At 75.7% G+C, this 24230-nt stretch carries 24 protein-coding genes; 13 read left to right on the forward strand and 11 right to left on the reverse strand.

Annotation, left to right across the window (positions count from 1 at the left end; all coding sequences use genetic code 11):
* Positions 1-92: 92 nt before the first annotated feature.
* Positions 93-914, forward strand: a complete 822-nt coding sequence (locus M8316_RS16625; protein WP_250056417.1) for a DUF1028 domain-containing protein — start codon at positions 93-95, stop codon at positions 912-914.
* A 2-nt stretch (positions 915-916) separates the two neighbouring features.
* Positions 917-1573, forward strand: coding sequence for a hypothetical protein (locus tag M8316_RS16630; protein ID WP_250056419.1), 657 nt, complete (start codon positions 917-919; stop codon positions 1571-1573).
* 29 nt (positions 1574-1602) lie between these two features.
* On the opposite strand, the gene M8316_RS16635 is transcribed toward M8316_RS16630, so the two are convergent.
* The 3 genes from M8316_RS16635 to M8316_RS16645 are packed head-to-tail and all read right to left on the reverse strand — an operon-like array spanning position 1603 to position 3855.
* Positions 1603-2520, reverse strand: a complete 918-nt coding sequence (locus M8316_RS16635) for a hypothetical protein (protein ID WP_250056421.1) — start codon at positions 2518-2520, stop codon at positions 1603-1605.
* Positions 2517-3047: a flavin reductase family protein gene (locus M8316_RS16640; RefSeq protein WP_250056423.1), complete on the reverse strand. Its 531-nt coding sequence runs from the start codon at positions 3045-3047 to the stop codon at positions 2517-2519. Before M8316_RS16640 ends, M8316_RS16635 begins: the two co-directional genes overlap by 4 nt.
* Before the next feature lie 25 nt (positions 3048-3072).
* Positions 3073-3855 (reverse strand): lysophospholipid acyltransferase family protein, encoded by a 783-nt coding sequence (locus M8316_RS16645; protein WP_372490232.1) that lies wholly within the window; start codon positions 3853-3855, stop codon positions 3073-3075.
* Positions 3856-4006: 151 nt separating this feature from the next.
* On the opposite strand from M8316_RS16645, the gene M8316_RS16650 reads away from it, so the two are divergent.
* The gene (locus M8316_RS16650; protein ID WP_250056424.1) at positions 4007-4834 is read left to right on the forward strand and encodes an alpha/beta hydrolase; all 828 of its coding nucleotides are present in this window, start codon (positions 4007-4009) and stop codon (positions 4832-4834) included.
* Between the two features lie 4 nt (positions 4835-4838).
* On the forward strand, positions 4839-5786 hold the full coding sequence (locus M8316_RS16655) for a hypothetical protein (protein ID WP_250056425.1): 948 nt from the start codon (positions 4839-4841) through the stop codon (positions 5784-5786).
* Here the strand turns inward: M8316_RS16655 and M8316_RS16660 are convergent.
* From M8316_RS16660 to M8316_RS16675, 4 genes are all read right to left on the reverse strand, one after another.
* A complete protein-coding gene (locus M8316_RS16660) occupies positions 5719-6828 on the reverse strand; it encodes an ROK family protein (protein ID WP_250056426.1) in 1110 nt (369 codons plus the stop codon). The two genes, M8316_RS16655 and M8316_RS16660, sit on opposite strands and share 68 nt — an antisense overlap.
* Before the next feature lie 5 nt (positions 6829-6833).
* Positions 6834-7775: an ROK family glucokinase gene (locus tag M8316_RS16665; RefSeq protein ID WP_250056427.1), complete on the reverse strand. Its 942-nt coding sequence runs from the start codon at positions 7773-7775 to the stop codon at positions 6834-6836.
* Positions 7772-8299, reverse strand: coding sequence for a hypothetical protein (locus M8316_RS16670; protein ID WP_250056428.1), 528 nt, complete (start codon positions 8297-8299; stop codon positions 7772-7774). Before M8316_RS16670 ends, M8316_RS16665 begins: the two co-directional genes overlap by 4 nt.
* A 105-nt stretch (positions 8300-8404) precedes the next feature.
* On the reverse strand, positions 8405-8842 hold the full coding sequence (locus M8316_RS16675; RefSeq protein WP_250056429.1) for an SRPBCC family protein: 438 nt from the start codon (positions 8840-8842) through the stop codon (positions 8405-8407).
* A gap of 200 nt (positions 8843-9042) precedes the next feature.
* On the opposite strand from M8316_RS16675, the gene M8316_RS16680 reads away from it, so the two are divergent.
* From M8316_RS16680 to M8316_RS16720, 9 genes are all read left to right on the forward strand, one after another.
* A complete protein-coding gene (locus tag M8316_RS16680; protein WP_250056431.1) occupies positions 9043-10833 on the forward strand; it encodes an AMP-dependent synthetase/ligase in 1791 nt (596 codons plus the stop codon).
* A 306-nt stretch (positions 10834-11139) separates the two neighbouring features.
* Entirely contained in the window at positions 11140-11889 is a 750-nt protein-coding gene (gene cpaB, locus M8316_RS16685; protein ID WP_250056433.1) for a Flp pilus assembly protein CpaB, read from the forward strand.
* 5 nt (positions 11890-11894) lie between these two features.
* Complete coding sequence (locus M8316_RS16690) at positions 11895-13076, forward strand: CpaE/TadZ family protein (RefSeq protein ID WP_250056435.1); 1182 nt, start codon at positions 11895-11897, stop codon at positions 13074-13076.
* A gap of 79 nt (positions 13077-13155) precedes the next feature.
* The gene (locus M8316_RS16695) at positions 13156-14673 is read left to right on the forward strand and encodes a TadA family conjugal transfer-associated ATPase (protein WP_250056437.1); all 1518 of its coding nucleotides are present in this window, start codon (positions 13156-13158) and stop codon (positions 14671-14673) included.
* A 10-nt stretch (positions 14674-14683) separates the two neighbouring features.
* A complete protein-coding gene (locus M8316_RS21200; RefSeq protein WP_250056439.1) occupies positions 14684-15694 on the forward strand; it encodes a type II secretion system F family protein in 1011 nt (336 codons plus the stop codon).
* A gap of 1 nt (position 15695) precedes the next feature.
* Entirely contained in the window at positions 15696-16613 is a 918-nt protein-coding gene (locus tag M8316_RS16705; protein WP_250056441.1) for a type II secretion system F family protein, read from the forward strand.
* A 184-nt stretch (positions 16614-16797) separates the two neighbouring features.
* Positions 16798-18477 (forward strand): sensor histidine kinase, encoded by a 1680-nt coding sequence (locus M8316_RS16710; protein WP_250056443.1) that lies wholly within the window; start codon positions 16798-16800, stop codon positions 18475-18477.
* Entirely contained in the window at positions 18474-19160 is a 687-nt protein-coding gene (locus M8316_RS16715; RefSeq protein ID WP_250056445.1) for a response regulator transcription factor, read from the forward strand. Before M8316_RS16710 ends, M8316_RS16715 begins: the two co-directional genes overlap by 4 nt.
* Before the next feature lie 241 nt (positions 19161-19401).
* Positions 19402-19605: a Flp family type IVb pilin gene (locus M8316_RS16720; RefSeq protein ID WP_250056446.1), complete on the forward strand. Its 204-nt coding sequence runs from the start codon at positions 19402-19404 to the stop codon at positions 19603-19605.
* Between the two features lie 209 nt (positions 19606-19814).
* Here M8316_RS16720 and M8316_RS16725 read toward each other — a convergent pair whose 3' ends face one another.
* From M8316_RS16725 to M8316_RS21210, 4 genes are all read right to left on the reverse strand, one after another.
* Positions 19815-21134 carry a hypothetical protein gene (locus M8316_RS16725; protein WP_250056447.1) on the reverse strand — a complete coding sequence of 440 codons (1320 nt, stop codon included), beginning with the start codon at positions 21132-21134 and terminating at the stop codon, positions 19815-19817.
* A 122-nt stretch (positions 21135-21256) separates the two neighbouring features.
* Positions 21257-22258 (reverse strand): C40 family peptidase, encoded by a 1002-nt coding sequence (locus M8316_RS21205; RefSeq protein ID WP_250056448.1) that lies wholly within the window; start codon positions 22256-22258, stop codon positions 21257-21259.
* A 261-nt stretch (positions 22259-22519) separates the two neighbouring features.
* A complete protein-coding gene (locus tag M8316_RS16735; protein ID WP_250056449.1) occupies positions 22520-22771 on the reverse strand; it encodes a hypothetical protein in 252 nt (83 codons plus the stop codon).
* A 63-nt stretch (positions 22772-22834) separates the two neighbouring features.
* On the reverse strand, positions 22835-24187 hold the full coding sequence (locus M8316_RS21210; protein WP_250056450.1) for an NYN domain-containing protein: 1353 nt from the start codon (positions 24185-24187) through the stop codon (positions 22835-22837).
* Between the last annotated feature and the right edge of the window lie 43 nt (positions 24188-24230).

Genomic DNA, 24230 nt, shown 5'->3' on the forward strand with positions numbered 1-24230 from the left:
ACGAGGCGCGGACGAGGCACGCACAGGGCCCCGAGCACGACCCCTCGGGCGGGCGGGGCGCGGCCGGCCGCGCCCTGAGTAGGGTCCGGCCCATGACCTTCTCGATCGTCGCCCGGTCCGCCGACGGTGAGTCCTGGGGCGTCGCCGTCGCGTCCAAGTTCCTCGCGGTCGGCTCCGCCGTCCCCGCCGCCGTCGCCGGCGTCGGGGCCATCGCCACCCAGGCCGCCGCCAACGTGGCCTACAAGGGCCTCGCCCTCTCCCACCTGGCCGAGGGCGCCACCGCCGAGGTCGCGCTCGCCTCCCTGCTCGAGGACGACGAGGGCCGCGAGCACCGCCAGGTCGGCCTCGTCGACGTCGACGGCAACGCCGTGACCCACACCGGCTCCTCCTGCCTGGACTGGGCCGGAGGCCTCACCGGCGACGGCTACGCGATCCAAGGCAACGTGCTCACCGGCCCCGAGGTCGTGCAGGCCGTCGAGTCCGCCTTCCTGGCCGCCGACCCCACGCTCCCCCTGGCCCACCGGCTGCTCCGGGCGCTGACCGCCGGCGACGAGGCCGGGGGCGACCGCCGCGGCCGCCAGTCCGCCGCCCTCTTCGTCGTCCGGGACGAGGCGGGGTACTCGGGCTTCGACGACGTCGCGGTCGACCTCCGCGTCGACGACCACCCCGCCCCCGTGACCGAGCTGGCCCGTCTGCTGGACCTCAACGACCTGTACCTGACCGCCTCGACCGAGGAGGAGAAGGTGCCGATGACGCCCGACCTCGAGGCCGAGCTGCTGGCCCACGCGCAGGCCTCCGGCCAGGAGACGATCGCCGCCTGGGTGGGCTGCGAGAACTACGAGATGCGCGTCGCCGAGGACCTCTCCTGGGTCGACCGCCGCGTCCTCGCCATCGTGCGGGGCGAGGGCTCCTGAGCGTGCCCGCCCCGGCCGCGCTCGGCCTGGACCTCGCCGTCACCGGCGTCACCGCCGTCCTCCTGGACGCCGGCGGCGCGGTGCTGGCCACGCAGGCCGCCCCGCTGGCGACCCGGACCGCGCAGGGGCCGGCCGGCCCCGCCGAGGTGCTGGGCCTGGACGCCGTCTGGCGCGCCGTGGACGAGGCCGGCCGGGCTGTGCTGGCGGGTCGCACCGCCGCGTCCCCGCTGCCCACGGGCGTCGCGGTGGCCGCCGAGGTCTGGTGCTGCTGGGACGCCGAGACCCTGGGCTCGCCCCTGCCGGCGCTGACCGGCGGCGTCGGGCCGGCCTGGTGGGCGGCCGACGCGCCCCGCACCTGGGAGGAGGTGGCCGCGGAACGTTACGTGCTCGGCGACCTCGGCAGCTGGCTGCTGGCCCGGGCCACCCGCGGCGTCGAGCACCTCACCACGACCGCCCTGGCCCGTCGTCCGGCCGACGTGCCCGTCGAGGCGCTGCCCGAGGAGGCCCCGGCCGTCACGGTGCTCACCGACGCGCCGGCGCTCCTGGGCACCGCGCTGCGGGTCGGCGTGCTGCTGGACCGGAGCGCGCTCGACGGCGGAGCGGGCGAGGAGCCCGCGGTGGCCGCGGCCCGCGTGGTGCTCCCGGGCCCCAGGGGCTGAGCCGGCAGGGCGCTCCCCCGGCCGCTGCCTCAGCCCAGGCGGTCGAGCGCGGCGCGGGCCTCGTCCCGCTCGCGCACCGCGTCCTCGAGCAGCACGGTCTGCTCGTCCCGGGCGTCCTCGGCCTCCTCCAGCTCGGCGTCGGCCTCGTCGGCGGCCGCCTCCAGCTCGGCCGCGCGACGGCGCACCTCGTCGAGCTGGGCGGCCAGCTCCATGGCCCGGGCGTTGAGCCGGTCCACGTCCGCCTGGGCCTCGGCGTGCTCGGCCTCCACCGCGCTCACCACGGCCTCGGCCTCGGTGAGCGCGTCCTCGGCCTCGCGGCGGGCCTTGGCGTCCGCCTCGGGATCGGGCACGACGCGCAGCACGGGTGGCGACCCGCCCTCGTCGTCGGTGCCGCCGGTCACCGGCGCCGCCCGGTGCCCGAGCGCGGCGGGCAGGGCCACGGCGGCGGAGACGTCGACGGCCTCGACCCCGGTGCTGGCCAGGGGCGCCACCAACAGCCCGGAGCGCACCGCCTCGGCGCAGCCGGGGTCCACCATCGCGGCCGTCAGCGTGGCCTCGACCTGCGCGGCGACCGCCTCGGTGACCCGCAGCCCGTGCTCGCGGGAGCGTTGCCGGGCGGTCGTGGTGACGGCCGCGACCAGCTGACGACGCTGCTTGGTCAGCTCGCGCAGCGCGTCCCCCGAGAGCGCGGCCTGGGCCTCCCGCAGCGCCTCGCCGAGGGCGAGGACCTGGTCGACCTGCTCGCCCTCGACCCGCACCAGCAGGTCGACGACCCAGGCGGCCGTGGCGGGCTTGCGCAGCGCCTTGAGCCCGGCCGCGAGCGCCGTGCCGCGGTGCTCGCGCACCAGGGCGTCGCGGGCGGCGGTGAACTCTCCGAGGCCGAGCGCGTAGAGGCCGTCGGCGAGGGTCAGCAGCTCGTCGGGGGCCTGCGCGTCGGCGTCCGTCACGAGGGCTCCGGCCAGCGCAGGTAGCGACCGCGCCGGTGGGCCAGGGGCTGGTCGTCGGCGGCGTCGTGCCGCTCCTCGCCGACCTCGGCGTGCTCGAGGACGCAGGTGACCTCGGCCGACCAGCCGACCTCGCGCTCGGACTCCAGCCGCACCCCCGCCCACGCGGCCGCGTCCGCGGGGCGCGGGCCCCACGCGGTGTCGGTGAAGGTGGCGGCGCGGAAGGGGCCACCGGGGCTCGGGGCGAGGCCGGCGAAGACCTCGGCGAGCATCCGGTCGCGCCAGGAGAGCAGCGAGACGGCGGCGGTGCCGGTCTCCCGCAGCTCCTCGGTGAGGTCGGCGTCCGGGTCGAGCAGCGCCAGCAGCCGGGGCGGCTCGCCGTGGGCGAGCAGCAGCGAGGTGACGGTGAGGCCGGCGCGGGTGGCGCCGTCGCCGGCGCACCACAGCGACACGGACCCGCCCAGGCGCCCGCGGAAGCGGCGCACCGGGTCGTCGTCGGTGGCGAACGGGTGGGTGGAGTGGATCGTCACGCAGTGCTCGGCGGGTGTCCCCGGGTCAGGAGGCCTTGCGCTGCTCGTGCGCGGCCTCGATCGCGGCCTCGGCCTCGGCCCGCTTGGCCTCCTCCTTGGCGCGCGTGGCGTACATGTCCACGTACTCCTGTCCGGAGAGCCGCATGATCTCGTACATGATCTCGTCGGTCACCGAGCGCAGGATGTAGCGGTCGTTGGCCAGGCCCTCGTACCGGCTGAAGTCCAGGGGCTCGCCGAAGAGGACGACGGGCCGGGTGAACGCGCCGAACTTCTTGCCGGGGGGCGCCACGACGTCCGTGCCGACGACGGCGCACGGGATGACCGGGACGCCGGTCTCCAGGGCGAGCCGGGCCACGCCCGTCTTGCCGCGGTACAGCCGACCGTCGTGGCTGCGGGTGCCCTCGGGGTAGATGCCGAACAGGCCGCCCTCGGCGAGGACGCGCTTGGCCGAGAGCATGGCGCCGGCGGCCGCGTCGGCGCCGGACCGGTCGATCGGCACCTGGCCGGACCCGGAGAAGAAGGTCTTCTGGAGCCAGCCCTTGATGCCAGTGCCGGTGAAGTACTCGGCCTTCGCGACGAACGTGACACGCCGCGACAGGGTCAGCGGCATGAACAGCCAGTCCGCGTAGGAGAGGTGGTTGCTGGCGAGGATCGCGGGGCCCTCGAGCGGCACGTGGTCGGCGCCGGTGACGCGGGGGCGGAAGACGGCGCGCAGGAACGGTCCCAGAGCGATCCACTTCAGGAACCAGTAGAACATCCGCGCACCTCCGCCGAGCCGGGTCGAGGTGACGGACCCCGTGTCCGTCACCCGCACCCTAGAGCAGAACCGTCCGGGGTCCACCCCCCGCCTCCACCAGGGCCGACCACCAGGGCCGACCACCGGGCCGACCACCGGGCCGTGCCGCGGACCGTGCCCCACGCCCCTGGCGTCGGCCTCCGCCGTGCCCCAGGATGGGCGTGTGCCACCTCACACGACCCCCGCGGCCGGGCCCTCGTCGGGCGCTCCTGCGCTGCTGCCCGGTGCCGAGCCCTGGTCCCGTCCGCCCCGGCCCCGCGAGGGCGAGCCCCGCGTGGGCGTGCTCGTGCAGCACGGGTTCACCGGCCAGCCCGCCGCGATGAAGCCGTGGGCCGAGGAGCTGGGCGCACGGGGCTGGGCGGTGGAGGTGCCGCGGCTGCCCGGTCACGGCACCACGTGGCAGGACTGCAACACCACCGGGTGGGACGACTGGTGCGCCGAGGTGCTCGCCGCGCACGACCGGCTCCGAGCGACCTGCGACGTCGTCGTGGCCGCCGGGCTGTCGATGGGCGGGGCGTTGGTGCTGCGCCTGGCGGCCGACCGGCCCGACGCGGTCGACGGCGTGGTCCTCGTGAACCCGGCGGTGGCCACCCACCGCAAGGACGTGCTGGCCCTCCCCCTCCTCCAGCACCTGGTCGGCTCGTTCCCCGGGATCGCCGGCGACATCGCCAAGCCGGGCGTCAGCGAGCAGGGCTACGACCGCACGCCGCTGCGCGCGGCCGCCTCGATGATGCGGGGCTGGGCCGGGGTCCGGCGCGACCTCGGGCGGGTCACGGCACCCGTGCTGTACCTGCGCTCGGACGTCGACCACGTGGTGGACGAGGCCTCGGAGCCGATCATCACCGCCGGCGTCGCGGGGCCGGTGACGCGGGTGGCCCTGCCCGACTCCTTCCACGTCGCGACCCTCGACCACGACCTGCCGAGGATCGTCTCCTCCTCGATCGAGTTCGTGGAGGGCCTGCCCTCGGTGCGCACCCAGCGCCTAGGCTGAGCAGGTGGGTCAGTGGAGCGACGAGGACGACGAGGCGTGGCGCTCGATCGTGGAGAACTACGGCGAGCGGGTGACCATCGACGCCGAGCCCGACGTGAGCCCCGACCAGCTCCGTCGGATCGAGGACGCGCGCCGCGAGCGTGAGGCGCGGGCCCACCGCCCGAGCATCTCCGACCCCGACACCCACCTCTTCGACCAGTCCGAGGACGAGCCGTCGGCGGACGCCGACCCAGCGGGTACCGGCGACCGGGCCGAGCCCACCGAGGCCGTGCTGCCGCCCATCGCCGACCCGCCCGCACCGTCGCGGCCGGAGGCCGACACCGCCGACCGGGACGACGCTGCCCCCGCCGCCGGGAGCGACGCCGCGAACGAGGCCCCGCACGAGCGGCCGGGCGAGCGGCCGGGCGAGTCCGCCGCCGACGCGGCGCCCGCGCCCTGGGCCGCCCCGGCGCCTCCCCCCGAGGAGCTCGCGGCCGAGGCACGCGCCGGCGAGCACCCCGAGCTGGCCGACCTCGAGGGTCGCTGGGCCGCCGGCCAGGACGCGCACCCAGGAGTGGACGAGGGGGCCGGTCGCACCGGCAGCTGGTTCCGACGGCGTCGCGAGTCGCGTGCGGAGGAGGCGCGGCGACGCGAGCGCGCCGAGGCGGAGTCCGAGGGCTGGGGCAGCTGGGCGGACCCGCTGCCGAGCACGGCGGACGACGTCGAGCCGGCCGACCGGTTCGTGCCGCCCGCCCCGCCGCCGATCACGCGGCCGGAGCCGGACCTCGCACTGGCCTGGGCCGGGGTGCTCGGCGCACCGGCGCTGCTGCTGGTGGTGCTGCTGACCGGCCTCGGCCTGCCGACGCTGGTGGGCTACCTGGCGATCGGCTGGTTCGTCGGCGGGTTCATCTACCTCGTCGCGAGGATGCCCCGCGAGCCGCGCGATCCCTGGGACGACGGCTCGAGGCTCTGACCCGCGGCGCCGGCGCGGCCGGGCCACCCAGGCGCACGCCGCGGCGCGGTCGGGCGCCTCGTCCGAGGCCCTCGCGCACCATCGAGGCCGCGCCGACGACGCCCGCCTCGGGCCCGAAGCTGGCGCGCAGCACGGGCGGGACGACGCGGTCGGCAGCCCCCACGAGCGAGTCGGCCAGGGCCGTGCGGGCCGGGCCGAGGAGCAGGTCCTCGGCGGCCGAGACGCCGCCGCCGATGACGACGACCTCGGGGTCGTAGGCGGCGACCAGGTTGGCGACCCCGATGCCCAGCCACTCGCCGACGGCGGCGAACGCGGCGAGGCTGACCGGGTCCCCGAGCCGCGCGGCCTCGGTGATCATGGGGCCGGTGACCGCCTCGGCGTCACCGTCGGCCAGGCCGAGGAGCGCCGGTGCGGCACCCCCGTCGGCCAGGGCGGCACGGACGTGGCGGACCAGCGCGTTGCCGGAGCAGTACTGCTCCCAGCAGCCCCGGCCGCCGCACTCGCACTCGCGGCCGCCGGGCACGACCTGGGCGTGCCCGAACTCCCCCGCCATGCCGTTGCGGCCGCGGTGCAGCACGCCGTCGAGCACGACGGCGCCGCCGATGCCGGTGCCGAGGGTGATGACGAGCGCGTCGTGGGCGCCGACGGCGGCGCCGTAGTCGGTCTCGGCCCGGGCGGCGCAGTTGGCGTCGTTGTCCAGGAACACCGGCACCTGCCAGCGCTCGGCGAGCCGCGCGCGGACCTGGTGGCCGCGCCAGGGCAGGTGCGGGGCGAACATGACGCGCTCACCGGTGGAGTCGACGAAGCCGGCGGCGGCCAGGCCGACCCCGGCGACGCGGCGGCCGGCTGCCACCTCGGTGACCGCCTGGGTGAGCGCGGCCTCGACGAGCTCGACCTCGACCCGGCGTCCGGGCGTGGAGGCGTGGGCGACCGAGAGGACCTCGCCGTCGGGCGCGATCTCGGCGGCCATGACCTTGGTGCCACCGACGTCGACGCCGATGACGACGGGGCGCAGGCCTGCTCCGGTGTAGGCGAGGGGCAACAGACTCACCTCCGGGCCAGGTCCGCCGCGCCGATCAGCCCGGCACGGTTGCCCAGCTGGGCCTTGCGGATGGACAGCTCGGGGCGGTGGCCCCGGCCGGCGAGCTGGCTGCGGAAGGCGCGGCGTGCGGGCTCGAGGAGCAGGTCCTCGGCCTCGGAGACGCCGCCGCCGATGACGACGACGGCCGGGTCCAGCACCGCCGTGAGCGAGGCGATGCCCTCCCCCAGCCAGCGGCCGAGCTCGGCGAGCTGCTCGGTGGCGAAGGGGTCCCCGGCCTGGGCAGCACGGGTGATGAGCGGCCCGGAGATGCGGTCGACGTCCCCGTCGGCCAGGTCGAGGACCTCGCGGGCCAGCAGCGAGCCGCCGCGGGCGGCGTCGCGCGCCTCGCGCACCAGGGCGGAGCCGGACGCGTACTGCTCGTAGCAGCCGCGGTTGCCGCAGCCGCACAGGACGCCGCCGGGCACCATCCGCATGTGGCCGATCTCAGCGCCGACGCCGAAGGCGCCACGGTAGAGCTCGCCGTCGAGGACGAGCCCGCCGCCGATGCCCGTGCCGACGGTGACGAGGAGCAGGTCGTCGACGTCCTCGCCGGCGCCGAAGCGGAACTCGCCCCAGGCCGCGGCGTTGGCGTCGTTCTCGACGACGACCGGGAGGCCCAGGTCGGCCTCCAGCGCCGCCCGCATGGGCACGTCGCGCCAGGCGATGTTCGGCGCGAACATGACGTTGGAGCGTGCCTTGTCCACGTAGCCGGCCGCGCCCACGCCCACCGCGGAGACGTCGTGGTCGGCGCACAGCGCCCGCACCAGGCCCGCGACGGCCTGCTCGATGGCCTCGGGGTCCGACGCCGGGGAGTCGACGCGCAGCTCGGCGAGGATCGTCCCGTCGGGGTCCACGACCCCGCCCAGGATCTTCGTCCCGCCGATGTCGATGCCGCAGGTCAGGGTCACTGCTCCTCCTCCAGGGGCGCCCCGTCGTGGGGGTCGTGCCCGGGCGCGGGGTCCGCTGCCCGGTCGGCGCGGCCCTCGCCCGCACCCTCCGCATTGTGTCCTGCCGGGGTCGGGTCGCCGTCCCCGGGTGAGGTCCGGGGCGCCTCGGGGTGGCCCGGGTCCGCCTGCCCGCCCGACTGGCCGCCCGCCTGGCCGCCCGACTGGCCGCCCGCCTGCCCGGCCAGCAGCCCGACGGCCGCGGCCAGCAGCGAGGAGCCGGCCTGGGCCAGGTGCGCCCGGACCTCCGGCGTCACGTGCCGGGCCAGGTCCGCGCCGCGGCACACGGGGCACCAGCCCAGGCACTGGTGCTGCCCGGGTCCGGTGCTCCCACCGTCCCCGTTACCGTTCCCGGAGCCCTCGGCAGGACCGGGACGGGGACCAGGACCGTCCTGCGCGTCGCCGCCGGCCGCGGTGCCGTCGCCGCCCCGGGCGAGGTCGGTGAGCACGCCGAGCAGCAGCCGGGCCTCCTCGGCGAGGGAGCCCACGGGCTCCTCGGGCCGGTCCTGCCCCGCCGGTGCGTCCGCCCGGCCCACGTCGTCACGACCGTCCGGGTCCTGCCCGTCGGTCCAGGTGCTGGCGCCGATGGTGGCTCAGGCCCCCTGCTCGACGCGCTTCTTGAGCCCCTTGAGCGCGGAGTCGATGAGGATCTTCTCGCCCTTGCGCTTGAGCATGCCGATGAGCGGCAGGCTGACGTCGAGGGCGAGGCTGTAGGTCACCTCGGTCGAGCCGCCGAGGTCGCGCAGCTCGTAGGCGCCGTCGAGCGTCTTGAGCATCCCGCCCTCGACGAGCGTCCAGCGGACCTCGCTGTCGCCGTGCCAGGTGTAGCCGAGGGTGTACTCGTCCTTGATGGGCGAGACGTCCACGGCGAAGAAGACCTGCTCGGCCCGGCCGTCGGGCCCGGTGGAGAGCACCTCGACCTTGGTCATCCCCTTGGCCCAGTCGGGGTAGGAGTCGAAGTCGGCGATGACCGCCATCACCTCGGACGGCGGCGCCTGGACGACGATGGACGACGTGGTCTGCTCAGCCACCGGACTCTTCCCCTCAACGTGTGCGGACGCGGGCACGACCGACCCGCAGCACCCTCGTGCCCGGGCCCGGCCACGCGCCGGTGAGCGTACTAGATCCTCCCGTCCGGCTCGTGGCCTCCACGGCCCACCGCGGGGGTGGCTACCCGCCGGTCGGGCCCTGACCGGCCGCGGGCCCGGCGCCGGGCGGTAGCGTGCCCGACGTGCGTGAGTTCACCCACCCGTTGACCCTCCGGCTGCCCGACGACACCGACCTGACCCAGGCCGTCGTCCGCAACGCCTCCGAGCACCCCGACGACGTGCAGTTCTCCCGGCGCTCCGGCTCCGGGTGGACCGACGTCACCTGCGCGGAGTTCCTGGCCGAGGTCCGGTCCGCGGCGCGGGGCCTGGTCGCCGCCGGCGTCCAGCCGGGCGACCGCGTGGCGCTCATGTCCAAGACCCGCTACGAGTGGACGCTGCTGGACTACGCCATCTGGTTCGCCGGCGCGGTGACCGTGCCGGTCTACGAGACCTCCTCCGCCGAGCAGGTCACCTGGATCATGAGCGACTCCGGCGCCCGGGTGGCGCTCGTCGAGACCGCCGAGCACGCCGAGCGGATCGCCGAGGTGCGCGGGGACCTCCCGGCCCTCGACCACGTCTGGACGATCGAGGACGGCGCCGTCGCCGAGCTCGACCGCCTCGGTGGCAGCGTCGAGGACGCCGCCCTGGACGCGCGGCGCGAGGCGCTGGGCCCCGAGACCGTGGCCACGATCGTCTACACCTCGGGCACCACCGGCCGCCCCAAGGGCTGCGCCCTGACCCACGGCAACTTCCTCTACGAGCTGGGCGTCGCCGTCGGCGAGCTCGAGGACCTCTTCTCCGAGGAGGACGCGGCCACGCTGCTGTTCCTGCCGCTGGCGCACGTCTTCGCCCGGATCATCCAGGTGGGCTGCGTGATCAGCCGCGCCCGGCTGGGCCACGCACCCGACGTCAAGAACCTGATGGTCGACCTCGCGTCGTTCCGTCCCACGTTCATCCTCGCGGTGCCGCGGGTCTTCGAGAAGGTGTTCAACGGCGCCTCCCAGAAGGCCTACTCCGAGGGGCGCGGCGCGATCTTCGGCAAGGCCGCGGACACCGCGATCGAGTGGTCGCAGGCCCTGGACGCGGACGGTCGGCCGGGCCTCGGCCTCCGGCTGCGGCACGCGGTCTTCGACCGGCTGGTCTACGCCAAGCTGCGCACGGCGCTCGGCGGCCGCTGCCGCTACGCCATCTCGGGCGGCGCGCCGCTCGGTGAGCGGCTCACCCACTTCTTCCGCGGCCTGGGCCTCACCGTGCTCGAGGGCTACGGCCTCACCGAGACCACCGCCGCGCTCGCCGCCAACCTGCCCGGCGCCATCCGCGTCGGCACCGTCGGCCGTCCCTTCCAGGGCACCACCGTGCGGGTCGCGGACGACGGGGAGCTGCTGTGGCGCGGCGACCAGGTGTTCGGCGGCTACTGGCACAACCCCTCCGCGACGGCCGAGGTGGTGGACGCCGACGGGTGGTTCCACTCCGGCGACATCGGCGAGATCGACGCCGACGGGTTCGTGCGGATCACCGGCCGCAAGAAGGAGATCATCGTGACGGCCGGCGGCAAGAACGTCGCCCCGGCCGTGCTGGAGGACCGGCTGCGCCAGCACCCGCTGGTCGACCAGTGCGTCGTCGTGGGCGACCAGCGGCCGTTCATCGGCGCGATCCTCACCCTCGACCACGAGTACCTGCCGACCTGGGCCGAGAACCACGGCCGACCCACCGACCTCGCCGCCCTCGTCAGCGACCCCGACCTGCACGCCGAGCTCCAGCAGGCCGTGGACCAGGCGAACCTCGCCGTCTCGCACGCCGAGGCGATCAAGAAGTTCACCGTGCTCGCCGACCAGTGGACCGAGGAGGGCGGCCAGCTGACCCCGAGCATGAAGCTGAAGCGGGCCGTGGTGATGCGCGAGGTGCGGCACGAGGTCGACGACCTCTACCGCTGACGCACGGCGACGCCCGCGCACCCGGCCACGCCCACGCACCCGGCCACGCTGACGCACCGGGCGACACCTGAGGTCCGGACCTCGGGTCGCCCGGGTGGCCCGGGATGACCACCGGCATGGCCCGTTCGGGCCATGCCGGTCGACCGTGCGGTCAGAGGTGACGCCGGCGGGCGACAAAGGGGGTGCCGGGCACGGGCCCGGCCCTACGATCGAGGCCACGGGCCGGTTCGGGTCGGCCTCTCTCCCCCCACTCCCCACGACGGGCGCCGTCCCCCCACCCTCGGCGGTCCGGCGAAAGGTGCGCCCATGGCACGACGTCGTCTCCTGCTGGTCGCCGCGGTGGTGCTGGCGCTCCTGGGAGCGCTGCTCGTGCTGCTGTACGTGCGCGGGGCCGACGCCCGGGCGCGGGCCCGCTTCGACCTCCAGCCGGTGCTCGTGGTCACGACCACCGTGCCGGCCGGCACCCCGCTGTCCTCGGTGGCCACCTCGGTCGCCCTCGCGGACGTGCCGGAGGCGCAGGTGCTGCCGGGAGCGCTGACGGACGTCGCCGAGGCGGGCACCGCGGTCACCCTCACCACCCTCTACCCCGGAGAGCAGGTGATCGCCGACAAGCTCGGCTCCACCGCCGACCTGTCCTCGGCCAGCCTCCAGATCCCGGACGACGGCGAGCTGGCCATCTCGGTCAACCTCACCGACCCGGCGCGGGTCGCCGGCTTCGTCGAGCCCGGCTCCGAGGTCGCCGTCCTGGTCACCGTGGAGGCCGACGGCACGCAGGAGCCCTACTCCCGCGTGCTGCTCCCCCGGGTCGGCGTCATCGCGGTCGGCTCGACCACGCCGACGACGACCACGACGACCACCACCTCCTCCGACGGCACCGAGGAGACCACCGAGCAGCTGCCCCGCACCCTCATCACGCTCTCGCTGGACCAGCGCGAGGCGCAGCGGGTGCTGCTCGCCCAGCAGCAGGGCGAGCTGGCCTTCGCCCTGCTCACCGACCAGTCGCGGGTCAGCGGCGGCCAGGCCGTCACCCCGAGCAACCTCTTCGGACGGGGCTGAGCGCCGTGCCCCTCGTCGTCGACACCGACCCGCCGACCATCACCGCGCTGCTCGCCCAGCTGCCCGCCGGCTCCCAGGCCGTCGACGTCGTCGAGCGGATGCAGGCCTACCTGGACGAGCACCCGGAGGAGCACCTCCTCGTCCTCGGGCCGCACCTGGACGTCACCACCAGCCTCGAGGTCTGCCAGCGGCTCTCCACCAGCCGGCCGCTGCTGTACACGGTGATGGTCCGCCACGACCTCGACGCCCTCGTGCTCGCGCAGGCGATGAAGGCCGGCGTCCGCGACGTCGTCCCCATGGCCGAGCTCGCCAGCCTGCGCACCGCCGCCGAGCGCGCCCGCACCCTCTTCGCCGCGCTGCGCGGGGAGGGCGTGGTCTCCGAGGGCAGCGTCGTCACGGTCTTCTCCCCCAAGGGCGGCGTCGGCAAGACGACCCTCGCGGTCAACCTCGCCATGGCCATCGCGGACGGCGGGCGCCGCCGCGTCTGCCTCGTCGACCTCGACCTCGCCTTCGGCGACGTGGCCATCACGATGCAGCTCTTCCCCACGCACTCCATCGAGCACGCCGTGGGCTCCGAGAGCAGCCTCGACCTGGCCCAGCTCCAGGGGATGATGACCCGCCACGCCGGGTCCGTGCAGGTGCTGGCGGCCCCCGCCCACCCCGACGTCCGCGAGCGGGTCACCCCGGCCCTGGTCGCCAAGACCCTCAGCGTGCTGCGCACCGGGTTCGACGCGATCGTGGTGGACACCGCGCCCGCCTTCGACGAGCAGGTGCTGGCCGCCCTCGACGAGACCGACGAGTGCGTCATCGTGGCCACCCTCGACGTGCCGACGCTGAAGAACGTCAAGGTCGCCCTCGAGACGATGGACATGCTCCGCATCGCCGAGGGCCACCGTCACCTCGTCCTCAACCGGGCCGACGACGCCGTCGGGCTGGGCCCGGAGAAGGTCGAGGCCATCCTCCAGATGGCCACCGCCGCCCGTCTGCCCAGCCAGGTCGAGGTCGCCGCCTCCACCAACGCCGGCACGCCCATCGTCTCCTCCTCCCCCGACCACCCGGTCTCCGTGATCGTCCGCGACCTCGCCGCGCGCGTGCTCGGCGAGCCCGTCGGCGCCCCGACCGGCACCGCCGCGTCCGCACCGGACGAGCGCCCCCGTGCCCGCACCCCGTTCTGGAAGCGCCGATGAGCGCGCGCACGCAGCCCCGATCCACGCACCGTCCCGAGCACCGTCCCGACCCCCGGCCCCGCTTCCAGGAGGCACCGGCATGAGCAGTCTCTCCGACCGGCTGGCCGCCGCCCGCCAGACCCAGCCCGCCGGGCCGGGCACGACGACGGAGGCGGACTCCTCCAGCGCCTCAGCCGCGGCCGCCGTGCTCGAGGCCGTCCACACCCCCGACCCGCTCCCGGCCGACCCGGCCGCCCCGACCACGGCGCCGACGGCGACGGCCGACGCCGCGCCCGCCACCCGCTCCATGGCATCGGTGCGCTCGCAGCGGGTCGGTGCCGAGCAGCGCGACCGGATCGAGGAGCTCAAGAGCAGCGTGCACGCCGAGCTGCTCTCCCAGCTCGGCCCGCAGCTCTACGAGGCCGACCTCGACTCCGACGAGCTCGACCAGCGGGTCCGCGCGGTGCTCGCCGACGTCCTGGGCCGCCAGGACCAGCCGCTCTCCTCCGCCGACCGGCGCCGGGTGACCCAGGAGATCACCGACGACATCCTCGGCTACGGGCCCATCGAGCCCTTCCTGCGCGACCCCCAGGTCGCGGAGGTCATGGTCAACGGTGCGGACTCGATCTGGGTGGAGCGGGCCGGCCGGCTCGAGCCCGCCGACGCCCGGTTCGCCGACGAGGCGCACCTGCGACGGGTGATCGACAAGATCGTCTCCCGGATCGGCCGCCGGGTCGACGAGTCCTCGCCGATGGTCGACGCGCGGCTGCCCGACGGGAGCCGGGTGAACGCCGTCGTCCCGCCGCTGGCCGTGGACGGCTCCGCCCTGACGATCCGCAAGTTCGCCACCGACGTGATGCTGGTCGCCGACCTGGTCGCCTCCGGCACCCTCAGCCGCGAGGCGGCCACCTTCCTCGAAGCCTGCGTGCGCGGCCGGCTCAACGTGATCGTCTCGGGCTCCACCGGCGCCGGCAAGACGACCACCCTCAACGTGCTCTCCTCCTTCATCCCCGACGACGAGCGCATCGTCACCATCGAGGACGCCGCCGAGCTCCAGCTCAAGCAGGACCACGTGGTGCGGCTGGAGTCGCGTCCCGCGAACATCGAGGGCCGCGGCGAGGTGTCGATCCGCGACCTGGTGCGCAACAGCCTGCGGATGCGGCCCGACCGGATCATCGTCGGCGAGGTCCGCGACGCCTCCGCGCTCGACATGCTCCAGGCGATGAACACCGGCCACGACGGCTCCATCTGCACGCTGCACTCCAACGGCCCCCGCGACACCCTCTCCCGGCTGGAGACGATGGTGCTGATGGCGGGCATGGACCTCCCCGTCCGCGCCATCCGCGAGCAGATGGCCTCGGCCGTGGACCTCGTCGTGCACCAGACCCGGTTCAAGGACGGCTCCCGCCGCATCACCCACGTCACCGAGGTGGAGCGGATGGAGGGCGACGTGGTGACGCTCCAGGACGTGTTCGTCTGGGACTCCTCCGCCGGCTTCGACGACCAGGGCCGCTCCCGCGGGACGCTGCGCCCCACCGGGCTGCGACCGAAGTTCCTGGAGAAGCTCGCCGCGGCCAACGTCGTGGTGGACCCGATGACGTTCGTCGCCCAGGGCTGAGGAGGACGCCGTGGACCCCGCCTCCCTGACTGCCGCCCTCCCTGGCTCCCTGCCCGGCTGGGCCGCCTACGTCGGCGTCGCCGCCCTCGCCCTCGGCCTCGGTGCGCTCCTCGTCAGCCTGGTGCCCCGCACCCGCACCCGCTCGGCCGAGGACGTGGTGCGCGACTACGTGCGCAGCGGCACCGGCCGCCCGGTGGGCCCGGACGCCGACCAGCGGCAGGTGCGCGAGCGGGCCACCGACGCGGCCGCGGAGCTGCTCGCCCGCCAGCGCACCCTCGAGGCGCGGATCGCGCTGCGGCTCGAGGCCTCCGGCTCCGGCCTCAAGCCCGCCGAGTGGCTGGTGGCCCACGTGGCCGTCGTGGTCCTCGCCGGGCTCGCCGGCCTGCTGCTGGGCGCGGGCGACCCCGTCGTCCTGCTGCTCGCGGTGGCACTGGGCCTCGTGGTGCCCTGGCTGGTGCTGCGGGTGCGCTCGAACCGGCGACGGACGAGGTTCGGCGCCGCCCTGCCCGAGACGCTCCAGATGCTCGCCGGCGCCATCGCCGCGGGCCAGTCGCTGATGCAGGCCGTGGACACCGTGGCCGCCGAGGGGATCGACCCCGTCGCGGGCGAGTTCCGCCGGGCGCTGGTCGAGACCCGGCTCGGCGTCGCCCTCGAGGACGCCCTGGAGGGGGTCGCCGTCCGCTTCGCCAGCGAGGACCTCGCCTGGGTCGTCATGGCCATCCGCATCCAGCGGCAGGTCGGCGGCAACCTGGCCGAGCTGCTGGAGCGGGTGGCGGGCACGATGCGCGAGCGGGAGTACCTGCGTCGTCAGGTCTCCGCGCTGTCGGCGGAGGGACGGCTCTCGGCCGTCGTCCTGGGGGCGCTGCCGGTGCTGTTCGCGCTGTACCTGCTCGTCGCGCAGCGCGACTACGTGCTGGTCCTGTTCACCGACCCCCGCGGCCTGGTGCTCGTCGGGTTCGGCGCGGGCCTGCTGGCGCTGGGCATCTTCTGGATGTCGCGCCTGGTGAAGGTGGAGGTCTGAGGTGGAGCTGGTCCTGGCCCTCGTCCTGGTCCTGGGCGCGATCGCGCTCCTCGGCCTCGCCCTGCGCCCCACGCCGGAGACCGGCGTCGGCCGGTCGCTGGCGGTGATCGAGGCGATGACCAGCGCCCCCGCCCCGCTGCGCGAGCAGCAGGAGGGCGAGCAGACGTTCCAGGCCAGGGTCGTCCGGCCGGCGGCCGCCCGCTGGCAGCGCGCCGGGCGGCGGCTGACGGGCGCCGACACCGCGGTGCGGCTGCGCCGCAAGCTCGACCTCGCCGGCAACCCGCCGGGCTGGAGCGTGGAGAAGATCGTGAGCACCCGCCTGGGCCTCGCCGTGGCCGGCGGCGTCGCGCTGCCGCTGCTCGCGCTGCTGCTGGGCGCCGGCCCCACCGTCGTCCTGCTGGCCGTGGCCGTGGGTGCGGGCCTCGGGTTCGCGGCCCCCGCGCTGTGGCTCTACCAGCGCGCCTACGACCGCTCCGAGCGGATGCGCCGCGACCTCCCCGACGCCCTGGACCTGCTGGCGATCTCGGTCGAGGCCGGGCTCGGGTTCGACGCGGCCCTCCAGCAGGTCGCCGGCCGCACGCAGGGTCCGGTGGCCGACGAGCTGTCCCGGCTGCTGCGCGAGATGCAGATCGGCTCCTCGCGCAGCCAGGCGCTGCGGGCGATGTCCGAGCGCACCGACGTGCCCGAGCTCCAGCACTTCGTGGGCGCCATGGTGCAGGCCGACCACTTCGGCATCCCGATCGCCCAGGTGCTGCGCGTGCAGATGGGCGAGATGCGGGTCAAGCGCCGCCAACGCGCCGAGGAGAAGGCCCAGCAGGTGCCGGTGAAGATCACCGTGCCCCTGGTCGTGTGCATCCTGCCGTCCCTGTTCGTGGTGGTGATGGGTCCGGCCGTGCTGAGCATCCTGGACACCTTCTGAGCGGCGCACGAGGTTCTGCACCGCTCGGGGCCCCCGCCCGGGACGGAGCCGCGTACCGGTGTGGACCAGCGGCGCGTACCCAGGATCGGTGAGAGCATGAGCACACCGGCCCCGGTCGGCACCGCGCGAGCGGTTCCCCCCACCCCCCACCCAGCCGGCCACCCGGGCCGGACGAGGTAGCCCCATGCTCCATCCCACCCAGGACGCCGTGCGCTTCGACCTCGCCCTGCGGGTGTTCGTGCTGCTCGCGATGACCGGGCCGGTGCTGTGGACGCGGGAGGTCACCGCGATCGCCGGGCTGGGCTGCGTGGCGATGGTGTGGGCCACCTCCACGCTCGCGCTGACCCGGCCCGCCTCGGTGCCCGGCTGGTCGACCCCGCTGGAGGCGGCGATCGTCGGGGTCGTCGCGGGCCTCACGGTGCACCAGACGGAGTCGCTGCTCGCCGCCACCGCGCTCGCCCCGCTGCTGGCGGGGCTGCGCCGCGGCCTGGCCTCCATGCTGCTGGCCGCCGCCACCTCGGTGGTGGCCGTGACGCTGGCCGCCGCCGCGACCGCCCCCGTCACCGCGGACACCGCCGCGTCGGTGTTCACCTGGGCCGTGCTCGGCCTCGGCCTCGGCCTGGTCGCGACCTTCCTGCACTCCACCTCGCAGGAGCCGCCGGACGCGCTGGCCCCCTACCGGCACGCCAGCGCGCTGCTGCGCCAGCTCAACGACCTGACCGACGGGCTCTCCTCCGGCCTCGACCCCAGCAGCACCGGGGGGCTCCTGCTCTCGACCGTGCGCGACGCCCTGCCGACGTCGGTGCTGGCGGTGTACCTGCCCGGCTCCGGGGCCACCGCGGGGGCGACGCTCACCCCGCTGGTCACCAAGTCCTTCGACGACGACGACCTCCTCGAGTGCTCGCTGGTCGCGGAGACCTGCCGGGCCACGGGCGAGGTCGAGCGCGACGGGCACGCCTTCGCGGTGCCGCTGCACAGCGAGGACCGGCTGATCGCGGTGCTCGCCGGCACCTTCTCCGACCGGGTGCGGCTCGGCGACCCCGAGCTCGAGCGGCGCCTGGCCGACGTCCCCGACCTCGTCGCCGACATGGTCGTCACGCTCGAGGCCGCCCTCCTCTTCGACGCCTTCCGCGACGCCGCGACCGCCGACGAGCGTCGCCGGCTCTCCCGGGAGATGCACGACGGCGTCGCCCAGGACATCGCCTCGCTCGGCTACGTCGTCGACGCCCTCGCCCTGACCGCGATGACCCCGGCCCAGCGCGAGCAGTTCACGCTGCTGCGCGAGCGGGTCAGCGCCGTGGTCACCGAGGTGCGCCGCTCCGTGCTCACGCTGCGCACCACCGTCGGCAGCGCGGAGAGCCTCGGCTCGGCCATCAGCGCCGTGGCCCGCAACATGAGCCAGGTCTCCGGCATCCCCATCGAGGTCACGCTGGACGAGCAGCCCCAGCGGCTGCGGCCCGAGGTGGAGGCCGAGCTGTTCCGGGTGACCCAGGAGGCCGTGAACAACGCCGTGAAGCACGCCCGGTGCAGCGTGATCCGCGTGGCCTGCCAGGTCAGCCCGCCCGCGGCCACGATCACCGTCCGCGACGACGGCCGTGGCCTCGGCGACGCCCGAGCCGACTCCTACGGCCTCTCGATCATGCAGGAGCGGGCCAGCCTCGTCGGCGCCGACCTCGAGATCGAGGAGCCCGAGGACGGCGGCACCCGCGTCACCGTGCGGCTGCGCGCCGAGAACGGCGGGCTCTCCGCCGGCGGGCTCACGGCCGGGGCACCGGCGCCCCAGGCCACCCCCTCCCAGGCCGTCCCGTCCTTCCCGGCCCCGCCGGGGCCCGTCCCCCACAGCGACAGAGAGGTGGCCAGGTGAGCCAGTCCCCCAGCCAGCCCGCCAGCCCGTCCCCCGCCAAGCCGCCCACCACGGTGATGGTCGTCGACGACCACGAGCTCATCCGCAACGGCCTGGCCGGTGTCTTCGACCTCCAGCCGGACATGCGCGTCGTGGCCACCGCTGGCGGCGTGCAGGAGGCGCTCGCGCTCTACGCCAGGGCCCGGCCGCAGGTGGTCGTCACCGACCTCCAGCTCCAGGACGGCACGGGGCTGGACGTCGTGCGGGCCCTGCGGCGCACCGAGGAGCAGCTCGGCCTGGTCGTGCTCACCATGCACTCCGGTGACGACCAGATCTTCGCGGCCATGGAGGCGGGCGCCTCCGGCTTCGTCGGCAAGGACGCCCCGAGCGACGAGGTGGTCAAGGCGGCGAGGACGGCGGTGGTCTCCCCGCGCTCGTTCACCTGCGCCGGCCTCATGGGCGCGATGATGCGGCGGGGCACCACCGAGTCCAGCAGGTTGACCGACCGTGAGCAGGAGGTCCTGGTACTGCTCGCCGACGGGTTGGGCGCCGGGCAGATCGGTGCGCAGCTGTACATGAGCGAGTCGACCGCGAAGAGCCACATCGCGCGGATCTACCAGAAGCTCGGGGCACAGAACCGCGCCCAGGCGCTCGTGACGGCCATGCGGATGGGGCTGCTGTCCTCCGTGGCACCGCCACGCTGACCGGCGCCCCCACCTCACTCCCCAGGGCGCCGCGCTCGTGGGGGTCCGTGCTCCTAGTCACTTCGGGCTATCACCCTTCGACTCTTTACCCGATAACACCGCCCCGAGCGGCAGGGCAGAGTGGACACGTCGCCAAGGACACCCCCGTCACCCGCCCGGACGCACCGCCCGGGTCGGCGGACCGGCGACCACACCGCCTCTCCCCCCATCCCCCTTGACCTCAGCCACCGAGGAGTCCGCCATGGTCACCTACCTCTCCGCCCTGATCGCCCTGCACCTCCCCGTCCGTGACGAGGAGCGCGGCGCGTCCGCCGTCGAGTACGGCCTGCTCATCGCCGGCATCGCCGCGATCATCGCGGTGGCGGTGTTCGCCTTCGGCGACACCCTCAGCGGCCTCTTCGACTCCACCGGCGACTGCGTCGGCGGCGACCGCACCGCCTGCTGACCCACCCGGGACCGCCGACCGCCCGCCCCACCCCTCTCCCCCCCCCGGGGCGGGCGGCCGGCGCACCACCTGGCGCACCACCTGACGCCCCACCTGACCTGGCGGGGCCGAGCGGGCCCGACCAGGCGCCGCCCGCGGCACGACACCCGCTGAACGACACCGGCCCGGACGAGATCCTCGTCCGGGCCGGTGTCGTTCAGGGGTGTCGTTCAGCCGCCGTCGGCGATCCGCGCCAGCTCGGCACGCCAGGCGCGCACCAGGTCGCGCTGCGTCCAGCCCGCGACGTCGGCGAGCACGGCGTCCAGGCCCTCACCGGCGCCGGTGCGCTCGTACACGCGGCGCAGGCCGTCCTCGCCCGCCCGCGCGGCGAGCACGCGGCAGGCGGTCCAGGCGGCCTCGTAGGCGGCGCCCAGGTAGCGCGAGGAGACGCCGAAGTCGGCGGTGGTCGGCAGGGCACGGGGCAGACCCTCCTGCGCGACCTCGGCCAGCACCTGGGCGGAGGTCACCGAGAGCGGCAGGTCGACGTCGCGCAGCGCCACCTCGTCGGCGTAGCCCTCGACCAGCCACAGCGGGGCCAGGCTGGCGGGGGCGTCGGTGAGCGCGTGCACGGCCTCGTGGGTGAGCACGACCTGGGCGCCGGCCGGGCGCAGCTGCCCGAGCTCGTCGGGGTTGACCAGCACGTGCACCGGCCCGTCCTCGCCGTCGACCGGGGCGGTCACCGCGGCGATGGCCGCGTAGGTGCCGGTGCTGACCCCGAGGGCCGCGTCGACGCCGGAGGCGTCCGCCGGCACCTCGACCACCAGGGACGGGGCGGCGGACCGCTCACCCGGCGCCAGCGCCCGCCGCGCCTCCTGGCGGGCGCGTCGGACCTGCGCGGCCAGGGCTTCCTCGTCCGCCGCTTCCTCGGCCCGATCGTCCACGCTGCCGTCGGGGGTGGCGACGAGCAGCATCGTCCCGGCGTCCTGGCGCACCCGCACGGGCCCGGAGAGCCACACGGGCACGCGGGTGGTCGTCGTCGCCGTGGCGGCGTCCTCCGCCACGGCAGCGGGGTCGACCACGGCCACCGTCGTCCCGTCCGGCCCGTCCTCGGTGCGCAGGCCGACGAGGACCTCGGCCGTGGCGGCCGACTCGTCCACACCGGCGAAGCGCCAGGTGACCTCCGTGGCGGCCCACCAGGTCCCGTCGGCGTCGGGGGTGCCGAGGCTGTCGACGTAGCGCCAGCGCAGGCCGCGCACCCGTGCGTCGGCCGCGGCCTCCGCAGCCGCGCGGAGCCGGTCGGCCGCCTCACCGTCCCCCGCCACCCCGAGGGCGGCGGCGGCGACGGCGTCCCCGTGGCCCAGCGCGCGCGCCAGGCGGTCGAGGGTGCGAGTGGCCAGCCCGACGGGCATGGCGCCCCCGGAGCCAGGGCCGGCGTCGGTGCCCGAGGACTGCCTCTCGCCCGAGGACGCCGTGGGTGAGGGGAGGACGGTGCGCCCGCCGTCGTCCGCGACGACGTAGGCGACGCCGACGGCGACCAGCGCGGCGGCCACCACCAGCCACAGGAGACGGCGGGGACGACCCGCCCCGGGGGACGACGAACCCCCCGGACCGGTGGACGGTGCGGGGGGCTGGTCGGAGGTGCTCAGCGTCTGCCTCGGTGCCGTGGCGCCGGTCAGCCCGGGCGGACGGCCCCGCTGATCGGCATCGAGTCGACGGCTGCGACCCGCACGCCCGTGCTCGGGTTCGCGGCGTCGACGATCTGGCCGTTGCCGATGTAGATGCCCACGTGGCTGATCGGCGAGTAGTAGAAGACGAGGTCGCCCGGCTGGAGGTCGGAGATCGAGACCTTGGTGCCGCTGGCGTACTGGGCCGAGGAGGAGTGCGGGAGGGACACGCCCGCGGCGGCCCACGCCTGCATGGTGAGGCCGGAGCAGTCGTAGGAGTCCGGGCCGGTGGCGCCGTAGACGTAGCTGTCGCCGACCTGGGCGAGGGCGAACGCGACCGCGTCACCGGCCGAGCCGGAGACCGCGGCGGTGACGGTGGTGACCTCCGGGGCGGGCTCGCGCGCGGCGGTGCGCGAGATGACCTCGCGCCGCTCCGCGGCCTCGAGCTCGTCGAGGACGGCCTGCGCGTCGGCAAGCTTGGAGTCGATCTCGGCCTTGTCCTCGGCCAGCGAGGTGCGCAGGGAGGCCAGGCGGGCGACCCGCTTCTCGGTGGCCTTCTCCCGCAGCGTGAGGGCACGGGCCTGGGTGTCGTAGCGGGAGTACAGCTCGTCGGTGATGTCCGCGTACGAGCTCATCGTCGACATCTGGTCGAGGAAGTCACCGAGGTCGGTGGCACCCACGACCTGGTTGACCGCGCTCATGTCCTGGCCCTGGTAGGCGCGCAGGATCGCGTCCCGGGCCTCGGTGCGCGCGGCGTCGGTGAGGGACGCCTGGCTGCGCTGGTCGGCACGGAGGGACTGGAGCTGTCGCTTGATCTTCGTGACCTCGAGGCGGGCCTCGTTGAGGCGCTCGGAGGCCTGCTCCGCCTCGCGGTACAGGGTGTCCACGCGGGCCTGGGCCGACTCGACGGTCGGCTCGGCCTGGGCCGGGGAAGAGACCCAGAGGACGCCGCTGCCCACGAGGAGGGCGGAGACGGCTGCGGCGGCAAGACGCTGACGGCCGGTGTGCACGGGTGCGGGTACTCCTCGGTTCGGGTGCGTCGACGGCTCACGGGGCAGGGGGGAACCACGTCGACGTGCGCTGACCGGCTTCCCCTCGATCCCGCCGTCGTCGCGGACGGCGGTCCGTCTCCCCCGGAGGGGTGACGGCAACACGAGCGAAGGTAGACGGCCAAGGGGCCGGACTCCAAAAGATCTCGGCCACACCCGGCATGTCTTTACCTTTCTCGTGCCCGTGTCCCGCAGCAGCAGCGGGCCGGGGACGGGCTTGCGTCAGGCGGTCGCAGCACCCGTGCCCGGCAGCGGCTCGTCCCCGTCACCTGTCCCGTCACCGGCCGGCGCCGAGAGCGGGGTCACCAGTCGCAGCGGCGGCACCAGGCCGCCCTCGGCCAGGAGGTCGAGCGCCGCGCGCTCCTCGTCGTCGAAGGTGAGCTCGGGCGGGGGTCCGAGCAGCACCGTCACCACGCAGTCGCGGCAGGCCAGTCCTCGCACCACGCAGGTGTCGCAGTCGATCCTCGTCGTCATGGCCACACCGTGGCACCGACCACCGACAGCGCCTGTCCAGCGCCTCTCCGGCGGGGCCGTGGGTCAGCGGGTCAGCAGGCCCAGCAGGGCGGAGGCCGGCACGGGCCGGGCACCGCGGGCCGCGGCGTGGTCACGCACCTCGCGGTCGTCGCTGACCACGAGCACCACCCGGCCGCGCGGCTCGGCGTCGACCAGGTCGGCCACGACGTCGTCCGCGATGACCCCGGGAGGGCTGAAGAGCACCCGCACGCCCCGCGGGGTCGCCGCGGGCGGGCGGGTGTCGGCGTCGGCTGCGTCGAAGACGACCGTGGTCTCGGCGCGCGTACGGGCCACCACCGGCGCCAGGTCGCGCAGGAGCCGGGCTCGCTGGGCCTCCAGGGTCGAGGACGGCCAGGCGCCCCGGGTCACGTTGTAGCCGTCGACGATGAGCCGCGCGCGCGGCAGTCCCAGGTACTGCTCCAGGAGGGCGGGGCCGATCACGGCCGCTCCCCCGCCGGGCGCGCCGGCGGGGGTGGTCTGCGCGAGCCGTTCCTCGGCCTCGGCACCGGGCGTGTCCGTCAGCGGGGGCAGGGCCAGCTCGCGGCGCAGCCCGGTCAGCGCGTCCAGCACGGTGTCCAGGAGCAGGCGGGCCCGCTGGTCCGACGCGGCACCGGACTCGCCGGGCTCGCCGGGCTCGTCGGTGCTCACCGGTGCGCCCGCCCCGGCCGGCGCCGGCTGCTCGGCGAGCTGCGCGGTCAGGCGCGCCACCTCGGCGCGGCTGTCGCGCAGCCGGGCGGCCAGGTCGTCGGCACGGCGCCGCTCGGCGGCCGCGGCCGGTCCGACGGGCACCCCCTCGGCCCGCGCCCCCTCGCCGACGGCCTCGGCCGAGCGCGTCTGCGCCGCCCGGGCGTCCCTGGCCTCCTGGCGGGCCTCGGCGAGGCGCCGGCGCAGGTCGCTCACCTCGGCGCGCAGCGCGTCGGCCTCCACCTTGGCACCGGCCCTGGCCTCCACGAGGGCCTGCTCGGCGGCCGCGGTGCGGGCGCGGGCCCGGTCGAGGGCGGAGGACTCCTCCGCCTCCTCGCGGGCGTGCACCTGCGCGAGAGCCGGTACCAGGACGTCCTCCCAGCCCTCGGGCCGCACCAGCCAGGCGCGCGCGGCCACGGTCGCCGGGTCGTCCTCGTCCGATCCCTCGCCCGCCCCGCGCGCGACGAGCACGTGCGCGACCCGCTCACGCAGCCCGTCGTCCACGAGAGCGTCGAGCACCGCGTTGCTGCCCAGCCGTGCGCGGCGGCCCGGGGCGAAGGCCGCCACCCGCCGCAGCGACGGCGGCAGCTGGGCGACGTCGGGCAGGACGGCGGCGACGAGCACGACCACCCTGGCACCCACGGCCTCCGGCAGCCCGCGGGGCGAGGCGGGCACCACGTCGCTGCTGCCCACGTCCCCCGCCTCCTCGCTCCCGCCCGGCGGGTCCGTGCCCGCT

It is taken from the genome of Nocardioides bruguierae (assembly GCF_023554635.1).
Classification (GTDB): domain Bacteria; phylum Actinomycetota; class Actinomycetes; order Propionibacteriales; family Nocardioidaceae; genus Nocardioides; species Nocardioides bruguierae.

Bases quoted from the DNA above. Each gene is read 5' to 3' on its own strand.
- M8316_RS16625 (WP_250056417.1), top strand. From the start codon at position 93: ATGACCTTCTCGATCGTCGCCCGGTCCGCCGACGGTGAGTCCTGGGGC.
- cpaB (WP_250056433.1), top strand. From the start codon at position 11,140: ATGGCACGACGTCGTCTCCTGCTGGTCGCCGCGGTGGTGCTGGCGCTC.
- M8316_RS16695 (WP_250056437.1), top strand. From the start codon at position 13,156: ATGAGCAGTCTCTCCGACCGGCTGGCCGCCGCCCGCCAGACCCAGCCC.
- M8316_RS16710 (WP_250056443.1), top strand. From the start codon at position 16,798: ATGCTCCATCCCACCCAGGACGCCGTGCGCTTCGACCTCGCCCTGCGG.
- M8316_RS16720 (WP_250056446.1), top strand. From the start codon at position 19,402: ATGGTCACCTACCTCTCCGCCCTGATCGCCCTGCACCTCCCCGTCCGT.
- M8316_RS16735 (WP_250056449.1), bottom strand. From the start codon at position 22,771: ATGACGACGAGGATCGACTGCGACACCTGCGTGGTGCGAGGACTGGCC.